Consider the following 17900-nt stretch of genomic DNA (forward strand, 5'->3'; position numbering starts at 1 on the left):
TAGGGCGGAGAGGGCAGGCGACGTAGCATCGGAGTATGTCGCAGTCAGGGCGGTCCCAGGAGCCGGAGCGGCATCTGGGAGCCCCGGCCTCCCGCGCTCGCGGTGGCTGGCCACCGTCCGGCTCCCGGGTGAGCGCCGCGGGGGGCGGCCGGACCAGGCGGGCGCCCGCGCAGGACGCCACGGTCAGGCGGCACCGCGTGCGCTCCTGGCCCGCGGCGGGCCGTGACCGCGCGGCGATTCAGCGTGCCGAACTGGCGGCCCTGGAACAGGGCGTCCGGTTCCGTACGATCTTCCTGATCCTGGTGGGCACGATCCTCGCCATCGCCGCCACCAACGTGCTGACCGGCGCGGTCGGGCTGCTGCGCGAGACGAGTTCGCGCCCGCTGACCGCCGCCGAGCAGGCCCGCTACATCTCCGACGACATCGCCAGGCGCTGGTACACCTGGACCGCGGACCTGGTCTTCCCCGTCGAGCTGCAGTACATCGGCCTCGGCAGGGTCCAGCAGTACGCCCGCAGGGTCGGCCTCGCGCCCGAGGTGGCCTGCGCGGCCGGTACCGACGCGCAGGTGGGGTCGGTGCTCACCCGGCACGGCTGCCGCACGCTGCTGCGGGCCACCTACGTCGACCAGACGTCCACGTTCGTCTTCACCGTGGGCATCGCCGTGCTCGCCGACGAGGAGCGGCGGCTCGCCGCCTCCGCGCAGCTGGCCGTGGACGACAGGGTGGGGGTGCGGCCCGTGGCCTTCCCCGGCACGGCGACCGAGCTGTTCGGGGCGGCCCAGCGCCAGCACAACGCCTGGGTCGGCGTCGGCCCCTACATCGTCTTCTCCACCGCCGGTTACACCGACGGCCGCACCCGCCAGGCGATCGCCCCGGAGGAGATCCTGCACAGCGAGCTGTGGCCCGCGGCCCAGGCGGTCGCGGGGCGTATCGCCAGGGCCCTCGGCGACGAGCCGAGCGCCGTGCCCCAGTGCACCCAGGGGAACGTGTGCTGAGGCGGCGGTTGTGGGCGACGGGAGTGCTGGTCGCGATCTCGGTGGCGGTCCCGGCGGTGCCCGCCTTCGCGACCGTGCCCGCCGAGGTGCCCGCCGGGATGCCCGCCGCTCCGGTACTGGCCGCGCCGCCGGAGGGCACCGCCGACGTGCGCGAGGACCAGCGCTGGGTGCTGGAGATGCTGCGCGCGCAGGAGGCGTGGAAGGTCACCAGGGGCTCGGGCGTCACCGTGGCCCTGGTCGACAGCGGGGTGGACGACCAGGTGGCCGAGCTGCGCGGGCGGGTGATCTCCGGACCCGACATGGGATCTGTCAAGTTCGACCGGAGCAGGCCGGACGCCGGACGGCACGGCACCGCCATGGCCTCGCTCATCGCCGGGGCGGGCAACGGCGAGGAAGGTCTTCTCGGGATCGCCCCCGAGGCCAGGATCCTCTCGCTGCCGCTGATCGTCGAGGAGCGGCCCAAGGACGGTTCCACGCTGCCGGAGGAGGATCTGCGCTCGCGCACCGACAGCCCGCTGGCCCGGGCGATCCGTTACGCCGCGGACAACGGCGCCAAGGTCATCAGCATGTCGCTGGGTGCCTACGGGCCGCACCGGAGCGAGCGGGAGGCGGTCTCCTACGCGCTGTCCAGGGGCGTGGTACTCGTCGCCGCCGTGGGCAACGACGGAGACTCCCAGTACACCATGGACAACTCCACCTCCTTCTGGAACTTTCCCGCCGGATATTCCGGGGTCATCGGTGTGGGGGCGGTGGACAGGCTGGGCAAGCCGGCGAGCTTCAGCAGTGACAATCTGTCGGTTCTGGTTTCGGCGCCCGGTGTCGGGGTGCCGGTGGTCGTCCCCGGCGGAAACTACGGATCCTCTGAGGGGACCAGTTCGGCGACCGCGCTGGTGGCAGGGGTCGCCGCACTAATAAAAGCGAAATACCCGAATATTGCCCCGCAGATGGTGGCGCAGGCACTGGTCTCCACGGCTTCGGCGAGTCCCACCGCCGGCTACGACGACCACATCGGGTTCGGCGTCGTCGACGCCGCCGCGGCGCTCGCCAAGGCGGATCGGCTCGTGGCGGGTGCGGTGGAGATCTCGGTCCCGGATGACAAGCACTTCGGCGCCGGCGTCCCGCACGAGGAGTACAGCAGGCCGGGCCCCGATCCGCTGAGGCTCTGGCTTTACGGAACGGGCCTGGTCGGCGGCCTGGTGGCGTTCGCGGCGGCCGTGGTGATGCTCGGCCGGCGCTCGGACGGGAATGGACCGGTAGTGGTCGATGCCGAAACGACCAAGCGCGGGAGATCGCGGGGATAAGCGCAGTTTGAAGTCAATTAGAACGCGTTTAGGACACTGTTCGGATGCGGTAGCCCGAATGTCGGGATTTACACTCCGGGAAACCCGGAAGGTTCGCTATTCTCCCGCGTTATGGGGTACGAGTTGCGCGTGGAGCGCCCTGCGCCTCTCGCCTTCGCGGAACTCGCGACTGTGCTGGGGCAGGCGGGGTTCGAGTTCAGAGGGTCGCAGGAGTCGGGGGAGGTCCTGGCCCGCCACAATGGCGCGGTTCATGCCATAGCGATATGGAACGGCCGCCTGTCCGGCGCCCCCGGATCGGACTGGCAGGTGGCCCAGCTGGCACGCGTGTCCGCTCTGCTGGGAGCGCGGCTGGTCGGCGAGGACGGCGAGTCCTACGCGATCCGCGGCGGGCTGGTCGAGCAGTTGAACGGCTCGGTGGCCTACGAGTTCGGCAAACTCGACGAGATCCTCTCGGCCGGACCGACGGTATGGAGCCAGTAGGCCATCCCACCCCGTACGCCGAGCGGGTGCTGGATCTGGTCGAGCGCATTCCGCCCGGCATGGTGATGTCCTACGGCGACATCGCCGAGTATCTCGGCGAGGGCGGCCCGCGCCAGGTCGGCAGGGTGATGTCCACCTGGGGCGGGGGTGTGCCCTGGTGGCGCGTCGTGCACGCCGACGGCACCCCGCCACCCGGCCACGAGCAACGATGCCTGGCGAACTGGCGCGAGGAACGGACCCCGCTGAGGGGCGCCCGAGCCGATATGCGGGAGGCCCGATGGGACGGAAAGCCTTAGATCACAAAAGCCTGTAAATCCCGGGAACCCTTAATTCACCGCGTAACCGGCCCTGCCGTGGCGCACTACCATGGCCTAGGACAGCGCTCTGTCCGAAAGGCGGTGCTTTCCCCATGGCCATCGGTGCCACCCCCGCACGAGCCAGCGGCGACCCCGTCGTTGATCGTCTTCGGGTTGTCCAGGATCTCTGCGACCGGGGAGAACCACTCGACTCGATCATGGCCGCGGTGCTGGCCGACGGGCTGAAGCCGCATGAGCGCCGTCGTTTCGACGCCGACGCGCTGGCCGGGCCGCTGGGCTCCCGGCTGGACATCGCCACCAAGCGGGGTGCCGCGCGGCGCCGCGAGTTCGTCACGGTCCTGAAGCCGTACGTGACCGGTGCGGACGCGAAGGTCAAGCGGGACCTGCCGGTCGCCCGCAGGATCGCCTTTCACCTGATCGAGCACCGCGAGATCGACGACCTCGCCGACGGCGACGCGCTGCAGAAGCTCGTGGCCGCCGCCGCGGAGCCGTCCAGGCGCGTCCGCAAGAAACTCCGCTGGTACGCGGATCTGCCGCTCCAGGACGAGCTGCCCGAGGCCCTGTTCCGGCTGCGGGCCGCGGACCTCATCCCGATGACCCAGATCGAGGACGTCTCCTGGTCCGGCGGGCGGCTGCACGTCAGCGGCCACGCCTATCTGGCCGGGCTGTCGGTGCGCAGCCGCCGCTTCAACAGGGCCACGGTGGTGCTGCGCGGCCCGCGCTGGCTGCCGCCGGTGCGGCTGCGCACCCGGAGGGTCTTCCACCCCGAGGCGACCTACGGCGCGGAAGAGGCCGGCTGCAACTACGACTGGTCCGGGTTCACCGCCGAACTGAGCCCGTGGCCGCTGCGCTGGCGTTCCGCGGTGCGGGCCGTCGTGCGCGGCGGCAAGCGGTTGCTGCGCCGCCGCGCCACCGTGCAGGACACCACCACCTGGCGCGCCGAGATCGTGATCTGGAGCCGGGGCGCCCGTGCCGTCGGCCTGCTGCGCGGTCCCTCCACCGGCCGTACCGAGCGCCCCTCGGGGCTTGATCTCGGCGGGGGCTGGTGGATCCGCCCCGTCTGGACCTCCGACCGGGCACTCCAGGTGGTGCTACAGCCCACCAGGGCCGAGCTGACCGGCGTGAAGCTGGACGGCGAGCGGCTGGAGGTCCAGGTCTTCCTGCCGGGCAAGGAGGCGAGCAGGGGGCACGCCAGGCTGGACGGTCATCGGATCGCCGCGGACTTCACCCCCGTCGACGGCGGCACCGCGGTCGTCGTGCCGCTCGCCGTGGCCTCCCTGCTGCAGGAACGCGACGGCGGCCGTCTCTGGATCGAGCCCAAGGGCGATCCCGCCGCCTCCGTCATGATCGGCAAGGCGGAGGAGAGCCGTACGGTCGTCGGGGATCGTGAGATCACTGTGCTGCGTGACCGGCGTGACCGGGTGAGCGTCTCCGCGCACCGGATCCGCCCGGTCATCACCGCCGCGACCTGGGACGAGCAGGGCGTGCTCGTCCTGGAGGGCTCCTACCCGGGCTCCGGCACGGCCGAGCTGACCCTCAAGCACCGCAGCGGGCTGATCCACGCCATCCCCCTGGAGCGGGAGGGCTCCCGTTTCACGGTGCGGATCGCGGCCGCCGCGATGCCCCGTTTCGGGGACACGGTGCCGCTGGGCAGCGGCACCTGGAGCATGGCGGTCCGCGACCCGGCCGGCCAGATCGTCCCGTTCCGCGTCGACCACGCCATCCTCGACGATCTGGACGAGGACACGAAGATCCGCGACGGCCGTGAATACCGCCTGATCTCCACCCGCTTCGACATTCCGGTGCTCTCCGTCGCCGAGCACCGCCCCGACGACGAGAAGGGCGCCGGCGGCCTGTACGCGCTGCGCCGCGGCTTCTATCCCGCGGAGCGGACCCGCGAGCTGAACGACGCGATCGTCTACGTCGCCTACGACGGGCGGCAGTACGAGGGCAACGTCCGCGCGATCTACGAGGAGCGCGTGCGGCGCGGCGACGCCGGAGAGCACATCTGGGTGGTCAAGGACGGCGCGTTCACGCCGCCGGGCCCCGCGGAGCTCGGCTTCGGCGAGGGCGAGGGGCCGACCGTGGTGCGCGCGGGCAGCCGCGAGCACTACGCGGTGCTGGCCCGCTCGCGGTACGTGGTGACCAACGGCTTCCTGCCGCCCTGGTTCCGGGCGCGAGAGGACCAGACGGTCGTGCAGACCTGGCACGGCACCCCGGTCAAGCGCCTGGGCAACGACCTGCCGCACATGTCCCGTGACCCCAGGCCGCCGGCCTGGCACCGGCAGGCGGTCGAGGTGCGCGGCTGGGACCTGCTGGTCTCCCAGAGTCCCTGGGCGACCCGGGTGCTGCGCAAGGCGTTCGGCTACCAGGGGGAGGTCCTGGAGAGCGGCTACCCGCGCAACGACGTGCTGGTGGCCCCCGACCGCGACGAGATGGCGGCGCGGATGCGCGCCAGGCTCGGCATCGCCGAGGGGGCGAGGGTGGTGCTCTACGCGCCGACCTACCGCGACTACGACCGCAAGAACGCCTCGATCCGCCTGGACCTGGCCGAGGCGCACCGGGTGCTCGGCCCCGGCCACGAGTTCCTGATCAGGGCGCACTCGATGCAGGCGGCGCCCAACGTGCCCGCCGGCCTCGGACGCGACGTCACGACATATCCCGACATTACGGATCTGCTGCTGATCACCGATGTGCTGATCACGGACTACTCGTCGGTCATGTTCGACTTCGCGGCGACCGGCAGGCCGATGCTCTTCTTCACGCACGACCTGCAGCGCTACTCGTCCAAGCGGGGCATGTACCTCGACCTGGCCGCGGAGGCGCCCGGCCCGCTGCTCTCCACCGGGGCCGAGGTCATCAAGGCACTGCGGTCGATCGACGAGGTGACCGCCGCCCACGCCGAGCGGTACGACCTCTTCCAGCGCACCTACGCGCCCCGCGACGACGGCAAGGCGACGGCCAGGCTCGTCGACCACGTCTTCCTCTCCTGAGCGGTTCCCGGGGGCGGCCGCCGAGCGGCCCCCGGGATCGGCCGTTCGGCCCCTGAACCCGTTCCGGGACGTTCCGGCGCAGGTCAGCGCCTTGCTCTGATCATCGGTCCCAGCCGGCCCCGCCCGTAGCCCATCCGGCGGTGCCGACAATCCGCCATGCCGTACCCGCCGACTCGGCACGATCATCGTCCGGGATCTGGTGGAATGGCGAGTTGTGAGTGGTCAGGACTGGCGGCTGGTACGTCGTGAGGGTGCGGGGAGAACTGTTGCCCCTGTGCTGGACGAGCACCAGCGGGCGGTGGTGGCCCACGAGAGCGGCCCGCTGCTCGTGCTCGCCGGGCCGGGCACCGGCAAGACCACCACGATCGTGGAGACCGTCGTGGACCGGATCGAGCGCCGGGGTGTCGACCCCGAGCGGGTGCTCGTCCTCACCTTCAGCCGCAAGGCCGCCGAGGAGTTGCGCGAGCGCATCACGGCCCGGATGCGCCGTACCACCCGCACCCCGCTCTCCCTCACCTTCCACAGCTACGCCTACGCGCTGCTCCGCCGCGAGGCGGTGATCGCCGGAGGGGTGCCGCCGCGCCTGCTGACCGGCCCCGAGCAGCTCCTGGAGATCCGCCGCCTGCTCCATGGCGAGCTGGAGGACGGCGCCGTGCACTGGCCGCAGGACATGCACGAGGCGCTCAAGACGCGCGGCTTCGCCTCCGAGCTCCGTGACTTCCTGGCCCGCGCCGCCGAACGCGGCCTCGACGGGCCGGAGCTGGTCGGGCTGGGCCGCCGCCACGGCCGCCCCGACTGGGTGGCCGCAGGCAGGTTCGCGGACCGCTACCAGGCCAGATTCGACCTCGATCTCGAACCGGTGCTCGACTACGCGGAGCTGATCCGGGCGGCGGGGGCGCTGCTCTCCGACCCCGAGGTGCGCGACCGCGAGCGATCGGCGTACGACGCCGTCTTCGTCGACGAGTACCAGGACACCGATCCCGCCCAGGAGTTCCTGCTCCAGCAACTGGCGGGGGAGGGGCGCGACCTGGTCGCGGTCGGCGATCCCGACCAGTCGATCTACGGTTTCCGCGGTGCCGACGTCCGAGGGATCATGAACTTCACCGACCGGTTCCGCGACGCCCACGGCGCGAAGGCCCCCGTCGTCGCGCTGCGCGTCTGCCGCCGCAGCGGCCGGAACCTGCTGCGGGCCACCCGCCGCGTCACCACCCGGCTGCCCGCCATCCCCGGCGGGGCCGCCCACCGTGACCTGCGCGCCCTGCCGGACGCCGACCCCGGTGACGTACGGGTGCTGGTGGCCGACGGGGCACCTCAGGAGGCGGCGATCGTGGCCGACACGCTCCGCAGGGCGCACCTGCTCGACGGGGTCCCCTGGTCGCGGATGGCGGTGCTGGTCCGCTCCGCGACCCGCCAGGTGCCGCTGCTGCGCCGCGCCCTGGTCACCGCCGGGGTGCCGGTCGTGGTCGGCGGCGGCGAGGTGCCGCTCTTCCAGGAGCCGGGCGTGCGGCCGCTGATCAGGCTCATCCAGGTGGCGCTGCACCCGGAGACCCTCGACGAGGGGGTGGCGGAAGAGCTGCTGACCGGCGCGCTCGGCGGCACCGACATGATCGGTGTGCGCCGCCTCCGCCGCGCCCTGCGGATCGCCGAGCACGAGGCGCTGGCCCAGCCCGCCGAGCACGAGGCGGCCGAGCAGGCGGATCGCGACGTGGCTCTCGATGTGGATCTCGATGTGGATCTCGACCTGGAGCGCGCGGCCCCCGGCCCCCGCTCCTCGGGAGAGCTGCTGGTCGCCGCGTTGAAGGACGCGCGGGAACTGGTGCGGGTGGAGCCGCACGTGGCGCTGCCCGCCGAGCGGGTCGCCGGTCTCATCTCCGCCGCCACCGAGGCCGTACGGCAGGGCGGCACCGCCGAGGACGTGCTGTGGACCGTCTGGCAGGCCACCGGGCTGGCCGGAAAGTGGACCGAGGTCAGCCTCAGGGGCGGTGTCAGGGGCACCATGGCCGACCGTGACCTCGACGCCGTCGTGGCGCTCTTCGACCACACGGCCAGGTTCGTCGACCGGCTCCCGCACGCCGGGGTGGACGTGTTCGTCGAGGACCTGGTCGCCCAGGAGATCCCCGGCGACTCCCTCGCCGCTCGGGCTCCCGACGGAGACAAGGTCCGCATCCTCACCGCGCACCGCTCCAAGGGCCTGGAGTGGGACGTGGTGGTCGTCGCCGGGGTCCAGGAGGGCGCCTGGCCGGACCTGCGGCTGCGCGGGTCCATCCTGAGTACCGACGACATGGTCGCCAGGGCCGAGGGTTCCGAGCACGAGAACCCGGCGGCCGTCTCCGCCGCGCTCGCCTCCCAGCTGCTGGCCGAGGAGCGCCGGCTGTTCTACGTGGCCGCCACCAGGGCCAGGAGCAGGCTCATCGTCACCGCCGTGGGCGGCGACGACACCGAGGAGCGGCCCTCCCGCTTCCTCACCGAGCTGGTGCCCGGCTCGACCGAGGAGGCGGGCGTCGACGAGCGGTCCCGCTGGCTGAGCATGTCCGCGCTGGTGGCCGACCTGCGATCGGCGGTCACCGACTCCACCAGGCCGGAACCGCTGCGCAGGGCGGCGGCCGAGCACCTGGCCAGGCTCGCCGCCGCGGGAGTGCCCGGCGCCCACCCCAACGACTGGTACGCCCTCACCCCGATCTCCGACGACCGCCCGCTGAGCTGGCCCGACGACATCGTGCGCGTCTCGCCCTCGGCGGTGGAGAGCTTCAGCAAGTGCGGTCTGCGCTGGCTGCTGGAGACCTCGGTGGGCGCGGGCGGCACCGACGTGGCCCGAGGTCTGGGCACCGTCGTGCACGCGCTGGCGGTCCTCGCCGCGACCGGCATGCCCACCGAGGAGACCCTCGGCAAGCGCCTGGACGAGGTCTGGAACGAGCTCGACTTCGGCGGTGTCTGGTACAACCGCAAGCAGCGCGCGGTCGCCGAGGAGATGATCTCCAAATTCGTCACCTGGCACGAGAACAACCCCCGGACACTGGTCGGCCTGGAGGAGGCGTTCACGGCCATGGTCTCCGAGGGGGTGCAGATCAAGGGCCGGGTCGACCGGGTCGAGCGCGACGGTGAGGGCCGAGCCGTGATCATCGACATCAAGACCGGCAAGACCGGCGCCAAGGACGCCGAGCTCGAACGCCACCCCCAGCTCGGCGTCTACCAGCTCGCCGCGTTGCTCGGCGCCTTCCAGCGGCACGGCCTGACCGAGCCGGGCGGCGCGGCCCTGGTCCAGGTGGGCGACGCGGCGGGCAAGAAGCAGGCCAAGGAGCAGACACAGCCTCCGCTGTCCGACGACCCCGACCCGGATTGGGCCAAGGACATGGTCGGCACCGTCGCCGTCGGCATGTCGGGGCCGTTCTTCCAGGCCAAGGTCAACGACGGCTGCCGCACCTGCGCCGTACGGTCGAGCTGCCCGGTCAGCAAGAACGGAGACCAGGTGTGCTGAACCGCCTCGGCGCGGGGTGTCTCCGGCACCACGCGCCGTTCCTCGGGCACGTCCGTGCCGCTCTCCGGCACCGGGGCCGTGTCGCGTCCACCGGGGGCGCCGCGTGCTGAGCCCGGTTCAGCTTGCCGCCAAGCTGGGCATCCTGCCGCCGACCCCGGAACAGGCGGCCGTGATCGAGGCCGGGCTCGAACCGATGGTCGTGATGGCCGGGGCCGGGTCGGGCAAGAGCGAGACCATGGCCGGGCGCGTCGTCTGGCTGGTCGCCAACGGGTTGCTCCGCCCCGAGCAGGTGCTCGGCCTGACCTTCACCAGGAAGGCCGCCGCGGAGCTGGCCGCGCGGGTGCGCGAGCGGCTCAACGGTCTCGTCGAGGTCGGGCAGGTGCCGGCGGAGCTGATGGAGGGCGAGCCGACCATCTCGACGTACCACGCCTACGCGGCCCGTCTGGTCACCGAGCACGCCCTGCGCGAGGCGCTGGAGCCGACCATGCGCCTGGTCTCCCCGGCCGTCTCCTGGCAGCTCGCCAGCCGGGTGGTCAGCGCGTACGACGGACCGATGGAGCAGGTCGAGTGGAGCCCGGCGACCGTCACCCGGGCGGTGCTCGAACTGGCCGGTGAACTGGCCGAACACCTGCGCACCCCGCAGGACGTGCGCGACGTCGGCACCAAGCTCGCCCAGCGGCTCGCCGAGCTGCCCGGCACCCCGACCAAGGACCAGCGCAGACCGCTGCTCACCCAGCGGGCCAGGGAGCAACTGCTGCCGCTGGTCGAGGCGTACGACCGCCTCAAGCGCAGCCGGGAGGTGGTCGACCACGGCGACCAGATGGCGCTGGCCGCCAGGATCGCCGACCGGCACGCCGACGTCGGCGAGATCGAGCGCGGGCGGTTCGCCGTGGTCCTGCTGGACGAGTACCAGGACACCAGCCACGCCCAGCTCGTCCTGCTCCGCGCCCTGTTCGGCGGCGGCCACCCGGTGACGGCGGTGGGCGACCCCTGCCAGTCCATCTACGGCTGGCGCGGCGCCTCGGCGGGCAACCTCACCCGATTCCCCCGTGACTTCAGGACCGCCTCGGGGGAGCTCGCGCCCGTCAACCGCCTGTCGGTCAGCTTCCGCAACGGCGACGCCGTGCTGGACGTCGCCGCCCGGCTCCAGCTGCCGCTCCGGATGGAGGCCAGGGAGGTACCGGTCCTGGTGCCCGGTAAGAACCGGGTCGAGCGCGGCCGGGTGATGTGCGCCTTCCACGAGACCGCGGACGACGAGGCGCGCTGGGCCGCCCTGGAGATCGCCAGAGTGCTGGGCGTCGAGAGCGCGCCCGACGGCATGCCGTGGGGCGACGGCGAGCGCAAGAAGGCCAAGCAGAGCATGTGGGGCGGGCCGCAGTCGCTCCAGCCGCACGACGTGGCGATCCTGGCGCGCAAACGCTCGCAGTTCCCCGCGCTCCGCAAGGCCCTGGAGGAGCGCGGCATCCCGGTCGAGGTCGTCGGCCTGGGCGGCCTGCTCCTCGTGCCGGAGATCGCCGACATCGTCTCCACCCTGCGAGTGATCTACGACCCGAGCGCGGGGGACGCCCTGGTGCGGCTGCTCTCCGGTCCCCGCTGGCGGATCGGCCCCGCCGACCTCAAGGAACTGGGCGAGCGGGCCCGCGAGCTGAACCGGGAGACCCGCGAGGGCGCGTCGCCGGTGGCCGACCCGCTGGACCAGGTCGTGGCCGACATGGCCGAGGAGCGCGGCAGCCTGGTCGACGCCCTCGACGAGCTGCCCGACCGTCCCGCCTGGCAGGATCTGTTCTCCCCGCTGGCGGGGGTGCGGCTGGTCGCCATGGCCCAGGAGTTGCGCCTGCTGCGCGCCCACACCGGCCAGCCGCTGCCCGACCTGATCCTGGAGATCGAGCGCAGGCTCGGCCTGGACATCGAGGTGGCGGCCAGGGGGACGGCCGTCGGCCCGTTCGCCGCCCGCGCCGACCTCGACGCCTTCCTGGACGCCGCCGCCCGGTTCGCCGGAGACTCCGAGGATCCCACGCTGGGCGCGTTCCTGGCGTTCCTGAAGGCGGCGGACGAGGAGGAGAACGGCCTGGACGCCGGGCGGGTGGGCGAGAGCAACAGCGTGAAGCTGATGACGGTCCATGCCTCCAAGGGGCTGGAATGGCCGGTCGTGGTGGTGCCCGGCCTCTCCCAGGCGCTGTCGAAGGCCGGGACGCTCACCGTCGGCACCGTGTTCCCGGCCCGCTCCACGACCAGCCCGAAGTGGACGGAGAACCCCCGCAAGCTGCCCTACCAGCTCCGTGGAGACGCCTCCGACCTGCCCGGACTGGCCGGGCTGGCCAAGGAGGAACTGGCCGACTTCGACGAGCGCTGCCGCGACCGCGACCTGCTTGAGGAGCGCCGCCTGGCGTACGTCGCCGTCACCCGCGCCCACTACCTGCTGATCGCCTCCGGCTACCGCTGGGGCACCGCGTCCAGGCCGCTGGAGCCGTCGGACTTCCTGCTGGAGATCCGCGACACCTGCGGCAGGGTGGCCTTCTGGGCCCCGGAGATGGAGGAGGGCGCCACCAACCCGCTCCTCGCCGAGCCGGCCGAGGCCCGGTGGCCGATCGAGCCGGACGATGCCCGCTACGCCGCCGTTCTCGACGGCGCCACCATGGTGGAGGCCGCCCTCGCGGCCCTCGCCGGGAGGGCCGCTCCCGTCTCCTTCGAGGACGTCCCCTTCCCCGAGGGTCCCCGGGACTACGAGGATGTCCCTCTCCCCGAGGCTCCCCGGGACGAGGAGGTGCCCTTCCCCGAAGATCCGTGGGACGAGGAAGCGTTCTTCCCCGAAGACCTGTCGGATGGGGAGGATGACCACGGTGACACCGTTCCCGAGGACCAGGGGGGTGGTGATGTGCCCCTTCCCGGCGATCCGCAGGAGGGGAACGTGCCCTCTCCGGGAGCCCCGGGAAACGGGGATGTGTCTTTTCCCGGAGCGACGGACATCTGGCAGGGTGACCGCGCCGATTCCGGGGCCGAGGCCGGAGCCGGGGCCGAGGCAGGGGAACGGCGGCCGGTGCCGGCGGCCGAGCTGCGGGGGTGGGACAGGGAGCGGGCGAAGGCCTGGGAGCGTGACATCGAGCTCCTGCTCAGGGAGCGGGAGATGAACCGGCGGCGCGGTGGCGGCAGGGTGGAGCTGCCCGCCCACCTGACCGTCTCCTCCCTGGTCACGCTGGCCTCCGACCCCAAGGCACTGGCCAGGCAGATCCGCCGCCCGGTGCCCAAGAAGCCCGCGCCGCTGGCCCGCCGGGGCACCTCCTTCCACCGCTGGCTGGAGGGGCGCTGGGGCCAGCAGCGGCTGATGGACGAGTTCGAGCTGCCCGGCGCGTCCGACGACTTCGAGGAGACCGACGCCCACCTCGACCAGCTGCGCGACCGCTTCGAGGAGAGCGAGTGGGCGGACAGGGAACCGCTCGACGTCGAGGTCCCCTTCGAAACCGTGATCGCCGACCGGGTGGTCCGCGGCCGGATGGACGCCGTCTTCCAGATCTCCGAAGGGCGCTACGAGGTCGTCGACTGGAAGACCGGCCGGCGTCCCAGGGGCAAGAAGGCCGAGGCCGCCGCCTCCGTCCAGCTCGCCGCCTACCGGCTGGCCTGGTCCCACCTGGCCGCCGTCCCGCTGGAGCAGGTGGGAGCGGCCTTCCACTACGTCCTGCTGGGCGAGACGGTCCGCCCGGTCGACCTCCTCGACGAGCACGGCCTGGTCGCCCTCGTCGAGTCGGTCCCAAGCCTCGGCTGACCCCGGTCTACCGGGCCGGGGTGTCCGGGGGCAGCAGACGGTCCACCGCATCGTTGATCAGGTCGTGGATTCGCGACTCGGGGAAGATGTCGGGCAGGGTGAGCCGCTCGACGATCAGCCAGTTCAGGGCCAGATAGAGGAGCACGACCACGGTGGTGTCGCCGGGCAGCCCCGTCTTCAGGTGGTGTTCGATGTTGGCGTCGAGGTCGGCCCGGATGGTGCGGGTGAGCACGGCGCGCAGCTCGGGGCGGCGGGTGGCCTCCAGTCGCAGCTCCAGCAGGGCCAGGTAGCCCGAGCGGAACTCGGTGATCCGGTCCACCACGTCGCGCATCAGCTTCGCCAGCCGTTCGCGGTCACGCGGCCCGGTCAGGCTGTCGGCCATGGCGCTCGCACCGGGGTGCAGTCGTTCATAGATGCGCCCACCGGCCTGGGTGAGCAGGTCGTCGCGGTTGGCGAAGTAGTTGGACGCGGTGCCGTTGGGGACCGCCGCCCAGGCGTCGACGGCGCGGAAGGTCAGGCCGCGCGCCCCCTCGGCCGCCAAAACCTCGATGGCCGCGTCGACGAGCGCCGCCCGCCGTTCCGGATTCTGCCTCATCGGACCTCCCGCTTGACACCACTCTAAGTGTAGTACTACGTTCAAACCACTTCACTTAGAGTACTACGAGCAGAGTGCTGTGGCCGGAGGCTCGCGCCACGAGACGAGGAGAATCGGATGCGAAAGCTCACCTACTACGTAGGTGCCACCGTTGACGGCTTCATCGCCGACCCGGACGGCGGATACGACTTCTTTCCCGGGCTGGACGCCATGATGGAGTTCCTCATCGCCGACTGGCCGGAGACCATTCCCACCGCCTTCCGTGCCCAGGTGGGTCTTGAGAACGTCGCGAACAAGCGGTTCGACACCGTCCTGATGGGGCGTGGCACCTACCAGCCGGCATTGGACGCCGGCATCGTCAGCCCGTACGCCCACCTGCGCCAGTACGTCGTCTCGCGCACCATCCCCGAGATCGCCGACCCCGGGGTCGAGTTGGTCTCCGGCGACCCGACCGAGCTGGTACGGCGGCTCAAGCGCGAGGACGGCCTCGGAATCTGGCTGTGCGGTGGCGGGACGCTCGCGGGCGCCCTGTTCCCCGAGATCGACGAGCTGGTCATCAAGTGCTACCCGGTGGTCATCGGCTCGGGCATCCCGCTCTTCGCCATGAAGTCCGAGCCGAATCTCTTCGATCTGGTCGACACCCGCACCTTCGGAAACGGGGCCGTGGTCCTCACCTACACCAGGAAATGACCCGCGCGTTTTCGGCGCGATCGTCCGTCGCGAGGGGTTGTCCGGCTGAGGGCGAGGAGTTACCGTCTGACTTGTTGACCAGATTTCATAATTGGTCACGAGGTCAGAGGGAAAGGTTTCAGGGTGACGGAACGAGCAGGGCAGACCGTCGGCCGCGCCGACCGCATTCTTGACGCGGCGGCCGAGCTGCTCGTGCGCCTCGGCTACCGGAAGGTGACGATCGACGACATCGCCCGGCTGGCCGGCATCGGCAAGGGCACCGTCTACCTGCACTGGCGCACCAAGCAGCAGTTGTTCGAGGCCGTGCTGCTGCGCGAGTCCATCTCCTACGTCGAGGAGCTCCTCGACGAGCTGCGCCGCGATCCGGCGATGCTGCTGCCGCACCGCTTCATCCCCGCGTCGTTCCTCATCGTCGACCGCCGGCCGGTGCTGCGGGCGCTGTCCGAGGGATACCTGCGGCATACGCAGAGCAGGCCGGCCGACGCCTTCCTGCACAGCCAGGAACTGCTCGCCGCCGAGCGGTTCTACGACCTGATGACCCGGCACGGCCTGTTCCGCGACGATGTGCCGAACCTGGCGTACACGCTGAGCGCGACGATGACCGGGTTCCACGTCTACGAGAACCTGGATCCGATGGCCACCGCGCTGGACATGCGGGCCAAGGTCGACTCGATCGCCCACGTGGTCAGGTACGCCTTCGAACCGGCCGAGCCACCGGCGCCCGAGGAACTGGCCAAGGCGGCCTCGGAGGTGATCGCCGTCTTCGAGGACCTGATCCCGCCCTACCGCACCTGGATCTACGCGTACGAGAGAACGCACGAGCCCGGTTGATCCCGGACCCGTCCCGATGAGAAAGGCACGCCATGACCATCATCGCCGACACATGGGGCCTGCACGAGGGGCACTTCTGGCTACGCGGAAGGCGGCCGGACCAGCCGGTGAGCTTCGACGCCGGCACCGGGATGTGGAACGTCTACGGCTACCCCGAGGCACTGCGGATTCTCGGCGACCCGAAGACGTTCTCCTCCGATACCAGCCGCGTGGTGCCCGAGGTCGCCAAGCCCGCCGAGCGCAGCCTGACGCAGCTGGACCCGCCCATGCACAGCAAGCTTCGCAAGCTCGTCAGCCACGCCTTCACCCCGAAGGTCGTCGCCGACCTCGAACCGCGCATCGCCGCGCTGACCAACGAACTGCTCGACGCGGTGGCCGAGACGGGCCGGCTGGAGCTGGTGGCCGACCTCGCCTACCCGCTGCCGGTCATCGTCATCGCGGAGCTGCTCGGGGTGCCCAGCTCCGACCGCTACCTGTTCAAGCAGTGGGTGGACAGGATGTTCGAGGGGTCCCAGCGGTTCTCGCTCGTCAACCGGAGCGAGGAGCAGGAGCGCAACCTGGAGTTCGTCATGGAGCAGGCCAAACACCTGGCCGACTACCTTGGCGAACACGCCGCGGAGCGCAGGGTTCGGCCACGCGCGGATCTGCTCACCCAGCTCGTCGAGGCGGAGGTGGACGGTGAGCGGCTCAGCCAGGCCGAGGTGGTGAACTTCGCCAACGTTCTGCTGATAGCCGGGCACATCACCACCACCATGTTGCTGGGCAACACCGTGCTCTGCCTGGACGCCCAGCCCGAGCAGTTCGCCCGCGCCCGCGCGGACCGGTCCACGGTTCCCTCCGTGATCGAGGAGTCCCTGCGCTTCTTCAGCCCGTTCGCGGCCCTGGGCCGGGTCACCAACGTCGACGTCGAACTCGGCGGACAGCACGTGCCCGCCGGCCAACTGCTCATGGTGTGGATCGCGGCGGCCAACCGCGACCCCCGGCAGTTCGCCGACCCCGACGTCTTCGACCCGACCCGTGACCCCAACCCCCACCTCGGTCTCGGCAGGGGAATCCACTTCTGCCTCGGCGCGCCGCTGGCCCGCCTGGAGGGCAGGGTCGCGCTCGATATCCTGCTCGACCGCTTCCCCCACCTGCGCACCGACCCGGACGAGCCACCGCAGTTCATCCCCAGCCCCAACATGACCGGCGTACGGAAACTGTCCCTGCTCACCTCCGCCGGCTGAGTGGGCTGCTCTGCCAGGAGAAAAGGGGCGTGGAAGCAAACGCCTCCACGCCCTTTTCCTGGTGTTCGTCGCCCCTAGCAGTGTCGGGCGCGGGCCTTCTTGTAGCCCAACTGGAATCCGTGCTTGTACTCTGCGGAACCGCTAGGGGTACTGCTGCCCGCGCCGCTCGTGCAGGAGGCCTTGCCGGCCTTGTACCCGGCTGCGTACCCCTTCTTGCAGTTCTTGTCTTTCTGGCATTGCTTGGTCAGGGACGGTTTCGCCGTCGCGGTGTGCGAGGGGCTGGGCGCTGCCGCCTCCGGGGCGGTCGGGGCCGCACCTGCCATGCCCGCCAGGCCGCCGATCAGCGCGATACCCGTCGCGCCGACTGCGATCGTCTGAAGGATTCGGTTGGACATGGTGCTCATCTCCCTTGCCGATCAAGCGGTGCCGTCGTGCCGGCCGAGGCCGGACCAGCGGGACCGCGACATTCTCAGCGGGAGATTGATACCCGACATTCACTGACAAAAGCATACAAAACGGACATTCATTTCAAACCTGTAATCATCGTAAAAAAATATTCGGCAGGAATCTGGGATTCATTGTTGAACGGATGAACTCCCGGGGGCAGGCAAGTCTTTCAGGCCCCACTCGACGAGCGGCATGCCCGGTTTGAGGGGGGAGCGGCGGGGCAACCCGCCGCTCCCCCTCAGGTGCCTGAACGGGCCGCCCTAGGTTTGACGGTGCTCCGGCAGCCAAGATTCTTTATGTGATGAAAATAGGGATGCACGGAGAGGGAGGCCGCTCTACTCTCGGTTCCGCTGACATTCTTGAACGGTTGGACGGAACGGGAGGAACCCATGGAGAACGCGGCAGAGGCCCGTGCCGACGAGCGTGCCAGGATCGTCGCGGACCTGCGCCGTGCGGCCGAGGGCTACCGCTCCTACGCTGCCTTCATCGAGGAGATCACGGACCCGTCGACGCCGTGCGATCTGAGCGACAGTCTGCCGGTCGTGCAGGCGGAGGCCGAGATGCTGGAGAACGCCGCGAAGGTCGCCGAAGGCGATCGCCGGGCGCTGGCGAGGCTCATCCCGCCCGTCCTGCAGACGGACGAGGACGTCGCCGCGCTCGCTTCCTCTCCCGAGGACGCCGAGGTGCACAGGCGAATCCGCGACCATGCCGTCCAGACGCAGGAATGATCTTTCGTGACCGATGAAGCATCCGGGCGGGAAGCTCGTGCTCTCGCCCGGCACATCACGCG

The 17900-nt window shown here is 71.0% G+C and carries 13 protein-coding genes; 11 read left to right on the forward strand and 2 right to left on the reverse strand.

Annotated features, from left to right (window positions below):
* Positions 1 to 35: 35 nt before the first annotated feature.
* From ABT061_RS24515 to ABT061_RS24545, 7 genes are all read left to right on the forward strand, one after another.
* On the forward strand, positions 36 to 995 hold the full coding sequence (locus ABT061_RS24515; RefSeq protein ID WP_350921868.1) for a hypothetical protein: 960 nt from the start codon (positions 36 to 38) through the stop codon (positions 993 to 995).
* Positions 989 to 2296: a S8 family peptidase gene (locus ABT061_RS24520; protein WP_350921870.1), complete on the forward strand. Its 1308-nt coding sequence runs from the start codon at positions 989 to 991 to the stop codon at positions 2294 to 2296. Before ABT061_RS24515 ends, ABT061_RS24520 begins: the two co-directional genes overlap by 7 nt.
* A 129-nt stretch (positions 2297 to 2425) precedes the next feature.
* A complete protein-coding gene (locus tag ABT061_RS24525; protein ID WP_343977409.1) occupies positions 2426 to 2776 on the forward strand; it encodes a hypothetical protein in 351 nt (116 codons plus the stop codon).
* Positions 2764 to 3072 (forward strand): MGMT family protein, encoded by a 309-nt coding sequence (locus ABT061_RS24530; RefSeq protein WP_350921873.1) that lies wholly within the window; start codon positions 2764 to 2766, stop codon positions 3070 to 3072. The genes ABT061_RS24525 and ABT061_RS24530 overlap by 13 nt, the downstream gene beginning before the upstream one ends.
* A gap of 113 nt (positions 3073 to 3185) precedes the next feature.
* Entirely contained in the window at positions 3186 to 6086 is a 2901-nt protein-coding gene (locus ABT061_RS24535; protein WP_350921875.1) for a CDP-glycerol glycerophosphotransferase family protein, read from the forward strand.
* A 274-nt stretch (positions 6087 to 6360) separates the two neighbouring features.
* Positions 6361 to 9561: an ATP-dependent helicase gene (locus tag ABT061_RS24540; RefSeq protein WP_350921877.1), complete on the forward strand. Its 3201-nt coding sequence runs from the start codon at positions 6361 to 6363 to the stop codon at positions 9559 to 9561.
* 103 nt (positions 9562 to 9664) lie between these two features.
* Positions 9665 to 13321, forward strand: a complete 3657-nt coding sequence (locus ABT061_RS24545) for an ATP-dependent helicase (RefSeq protein WP_350921880.1) — start codon at positions 9665 to 9667, stop codon at positions 13319 to 13321.
* Between the two features lie 7 nt (positions 13322 to 13328).
* Here ABT061_RS24545 and ABT061_RS24550 read toward each other — a convergent pair whose 3' ends face one another.
* Entirely contained in the window at positions 13329 to 13916 is a 588-nt protein-coding gene (locus ABT061_RS24550) for a TetR/AcrR family transcriptional regulator (RefSeq protein WP_350921882.1), read from the reverse strand.
* A gap of 117 nt (positions 13917 to 14033) precedes the next feature.
* Between ABT061_RS24550 and ABT061_RS24555 the strand changes: the two genes are divergently transcribed.
* The 3 genes from ABT061_RS24555 to ABT061_RS24565 all read left to right on the forward strand — a co-directional run bounded on the left by ABT061_RS24555 (position 14034) and on the right by ABT061_RS24565 (position 16663).
* Entirely contained in the window at positions 14034 to 14606 is a 573-nt protein-coding gene (locus ABT061_RS24555) for a dihydrofolate reductase family protein (protein ID WP_350921884.1), read from the forward strand.
* Positions 14607 to 14729: 123 nt separating this feature from the next.
* A complete protein-coding gene (locus ABT061_RS24560) occupies positions 14730 to 15437 on the forward strand; it encodes a TetR/AcrR family transcriptional regulator (RefSeq protein ID WP_350921887.1) in 708 nt (235 codons plus the stop codon).
* 32 nt (positions 15438 to 15469) lie between these two features.
* Positions 15470 to 16663: a cytochrome P450 gene (locus ABT061_RS24565; RefSeq protein ID WP_350921889.1), complete on the forward strand. Its 1194-nt coding sequence runs from the start codon at positions 15470 to 15472 to the stop codon at positions 16661 to 16663.
* A gap of 74 nt (positions 16664 to 16737) precedes the next feature.
* On the opposite strand, the gene ABT061_RS24570 is transcribed toward ABT061_RS24565, so the two are convergent.
* Entirely contained in the window at positions 16738 to 17067 is a 330-nt protein-coding gene (locus tag ABT061_RS24570) for a hypothetical protein (RefSeq protein WP_350921892.1), read from the reverse strand.
* Between the two features lie 432 nt (positions 17068 to 17499).
* On the opposite strand from ABT061_RS24570, the gene ABT061_RS24575 reads away from it, so the two are divergent.
* On the forward strand, positions 17500 to 17838 hold the full coding sequence (locus ABT061_RS24575) for a hypothetical protein (RefSeq protein ID WP_350921894.1): 339 nt from the start codon (positions 17500 to 17502) through the stop codon (positions 17836 to 17838).
* Positions 17839 to 17900: the final 62 nt, after the last annotated feature.

Source organism: Streptosporangium sp. NPDC002544 (genome assembly GCF_040295965.1).
GTDB lineage: Bacteria > Actinomycetota > Actinomycetes > Streptosporangiales > Streptosporangiaceae > Streptosporangium.

What these genes read in the sequence shown, in the direction of transcription:
- ABT061_RS24515 (WP_350921868.1), top strand. Translation starts at nt 36, where the DNA reads ATGTCGCAGTCAGGGCGGTCCCAGGAGCCGGAGCGGCATCTGGGAGCC.
- ABT061_RS24530 (WP_350921873.1), top strand. Translation starts at nt 2,764, where the DNA reads ATGGAGCCAGTAGGCCATCCCACCCCGTACGCCGAGCGGGTGCTGGAT.
- ABT061_RS24535 (WP_350921875.1), top strand. Translation starts at nt 3,186, where the DNA reads ATGGCCATCGGTGCCACCCCCGCACGAGCCAGCGGCGACCCCGTCGTT.
- ABT061_RS24550 (WP_350921882.1), bottom strand. Translation starts at nt 13,916, where the DNA reads ATGAGGCAGAATCCGGAACGGCGGGCGGCGCTCGTCGACGCGGCCATC.
- ABT061_RS24555 (WP_350921884.1), top strand. Translation starts at nt 14,034, where the DNA reads ATGCGAAAGCTCACCTACTACGTAGGTGCCACCGTTGACGGCTTCATC.
- ABT061_RS24565 (WP_350921889.1), top strand. Translation starts at nt 15,470, where the DNA reads ATGACCATCATCGCCGACACATGGGGCCTGCACGAGGGGCACTTCTGG.
- ABT061_RS24570 (WP_350921892.1), bottom strand. Translation starts at nt 17,067, where the DNA reads ATGAGCACCATGTCCAACCGAATCCTTCAGACGATCGCAGTCGGCGCG.
- ABT061_RS24575 (WP_350921894.1), top strand. Translation starts at nt 17,500, where the DNA reads ATGGAGAACGCGGCAGAGGCCCGTGCCGACGAGCGTGCCAGGATCGTC.